We start from the raw sequence: 3,046 nt of genomic DNA, 5'->3' as shown, positions 1-3,046 counted from the left end.
CCCGCCAGGGGTTTCCGGCATGACGACAATTATCTGGAGGAGCCTGATAAAACAATGATCGCTGAACTGTTTACAAATAATGCGCTTAATCTGGTCATTATTTTCGGTAGCTGCGCAGCATTGATTCTGATGAGCTTTTGGTTTCGCCGTGGAAATCGTAAAAGAAAAGGATTTTTATTCCATGCGGTGCAATTTTTAATCTACACCATAATTATCAGTGCTGTTGGTAGCATCATTAATTATGTTATAGAAAACTATAAACTCAAATTTATCACCCCAGGCGTTATCGATTTTATCTGTACGTCCCTGATTGCGGTTATTCTGACGATTAAGCCATTTCTGCTGATTAATCAGTTTGAAAAACAGCAGATTAAAAAAGGTCGCGATATCACCAGTGCGCGGATTATGTCGCGCATTATCAAAATCACCATTATTGTAGTGCTTGTTCTGCTTTATGGCGAACATTTCGGCATGAGCCTTTCTGGCTTGCTGACCTTTGGTGGTATTGGTGGTCTGGCTGTCGGTATGGCCGGTAAAGATATTCTGAGTAATTTCTTTTCCGGGATCATGCTCTATTTCGACCGTCCTTTCAGTATTGGCGACTGGATCCGTTCACCGGACAGAAATATCGAAGGTACAGTAGCGGAAATTGGCTGGCGAATTACCAAAATTACGACCTTTGATAATCGTCCATTGTACGTACCGAACTCGCTGTTTTCGTCGATCAGCGTAGAAAACCCAGGACGAATGACCAACCGCCGCATTACCACGACCATTGGTTTACGTTATGAGGATGCGGCAAAAGTGGGCGTTATTGTCGAAGCCGTACGTGAGATGCTGAAAAATCACCCGGCCATCGACCAGCGACAAACCTTACTGGTTTATTTCAACCAGTTTGCTGACTCGTCATTGAATATTATGGTTTATTGCTTTACCAAAACCACGGTATGGGCTGAGTGGCTTGCTGCACAGCAAGACGTTTATTTGAAGATTATCGATATTGTACAGTCACACGGCGCGGACTTTGCCTTCCCCAGCCAGACGCTGTATATGGATAACATTACACCGCCGGAACAGGGTCGCTAAATCAGACATCACTGGCGTTATCCACAAGGGTAACGCCAGTTCCCATCACATCAATGCTTCACAATATACATAGTCCGACTGTACGCTACATCTTCAGGGTTATTAATGGGATAACCTTTCAGCCACGGTTTGATTAATCGTCCATTGGTATATTGATAAATTGGTGCAATCGGTGCTTGCTCCATGAGGATTTTTTCTGCCGCGTTGTAATCGGCATTACGCGCTTTAACGGTATTTTCCGTCGATGCCTGGGCCAGAACTTTGTCGTATGCCGGATTGTTAAAGCGTGAAATATTTCCTGAATGCATTGACGTTAATAATGTCAGGAAAGTGGAGGGTTCATTATAATCCCCCACCCATGAGGCGCGGATAACATCAAAATTGCCGGTGTTACGGCTATCGATATAGGTTTTCCATTCCTGATTTTGCAATTTAACATCTACGCCAAGGTTCTTTTTCCACATCGATGCTACAGCAATCGCAATTTTTTGATGGTTTTCTGAAGTGTTATACAAAAGCGTCAGCTTCAGCGGTTTTTGCGGACCATAACCAGCTGCGCTCAACAAAGTTTTTGCCTGCGCATTCAGTTCTTCCTGACTCATTTGTTCAAACGGCGAAGGTTCCGGCGTAAATCCGGCGGTAACATCTGGTATAAAATGCCACGCTGGCTTTTCGCCCGTCCCCAACACTTTTTCGGTCATCAGGCGGCGATCTATCGTCATACTTAATGCCAGGCGAACGCGCTGATCTGCCGTCGGCCCTTTTTGCGTGTTAAAGGCATAATAATAGGTCCCGAGCTGCGGTGGCGTATAAACCTGCCCCGGAATATCCTTCAACAGCTTCTGATACATATTTTTCGGGAAGGATTCGGTGATATCAATATCCCCCGCGAGGTAACGCTTAGTGGCTGCGGATTCCTGATTAATTGGCAGGAAGGTCACTTTTTGCAGCACCGTTTTGGCGTTATCCCAATAATGGGTATTCGGTACCACGACCAGTTTTTCATTGACTACGCGCTCTTTAAGAACATAAGCGCCATTGCCGATCAGATTTCCGGGTTTCGTCCACTCTTTACCGCTTTCTACGTTGGCTTTTTGCACCGGGAAGAAGGCAAAGTTAGCGGTTAAATTCACAAACCACGGCAACGGTTTATCAAGCTGAATTTTCAAAGTATGGGCATCAACTGCGGTGACGCCAAGCTGATCAGGCGTAGCTTTACCATCAATAATCGCCTGTGCGTTGTTGATTCCCGCCAGCGCGGCAAACCATGCAAATGGCGACAATGTTTTTGGGTCCACCAGACGTTGCCAGCTGTAGACAAAATCTTGCGCCGTTACCGGTGTGCCATCCGCCCATTTTGCGTTATCGCGCAGGGTAAAAGTCCAGATACGGTTGTCATTACTTTTCCATTGAGTCGCGACGCCGGGGACAATCTCCCCTTTTTCGTTCTGATTCACCAGACCTTCAAACAGATCGCGAATGACCTGAATCTCTGGCAGGCCCACGGCTTTAGCGGGATCCAGCGACGCAGGCTCATCTTTAATGTGGCGCACCAGCTCCTGCTTCTCTGCCAGTACTGTGCCGCTCGGAACTTCTGCAGCATACGAAAGAGAAATGCTGCTGACCAACAGCGCACAACACGTAACTGAAACAGAGTGCTTCATAAGTTTCCCTCTAACCGACATTAAAATTGATGCGTAATTATTTGTTTCGCCTTAAAGAAATGCAAACAACTTCCATCAAAAAAGTGACAAAGGAAGCATCAAATGTTTTAAGTATCAATATATCAAATCAGATTTAGTGTAAATAATAGACGCCAAAATGCGGCAAAGCACATAGAACACCGAACACTACGTTCGGGCTTCGCACGTTCAAACCAGTTTTCGGTATCATAATCAGCATCTGTCGCCATTGTACGAAGAATAAAAAATAACCAAAACGTTGAAAGGAACTGAGAATA

General features: G+C 45.3%; 2 protein-coding genes. One reads left to right on the top strand and one right to left on the bottom strand.

Features of this window, described 5'->3' with window-relative positions; translation table 11 throughout:
- Positions 1-54: 54 nt before the first annotated feature.
- Positions 55-1,086 carry a low conductance mechanosensitive channel YnaI gene (gene ynaI, locus ACUU1I_RS20090; protein WP_152030628.1) on the top strand — a complete coding sequence of 344 codons (1,032 nt, stop codon included), beginning with the start codon at positions 55-57 and terminating at the stop codon, positions 1,084-1,086.
- Between the two features lie 50 nt (positions 1,087-1,136).
- Here ynaI and mppA read toward each other — a convergent pair whose 3' ends face one another.
- Entirely contained in the window at positions 1,137-2,750 is a 1,614-nt protein-coding gene (gene mppA, locus ACUU1I_RS20085) for a murein tripeptide ABC transporter substrate-binding protein MppA (RefSeq protein WP_000683016.1), read from the bottom strand.
- Positions 2,751-3,046 lie beyond the last annotated feature (296 nt).

Source organism: Shigella sp. SIG3 (assembly GCF_053555855.1).
Note: the sequence above shows the minus strand (reverse complement) of the source record. Positions and strands in the feature narration are given on the sequence as shown.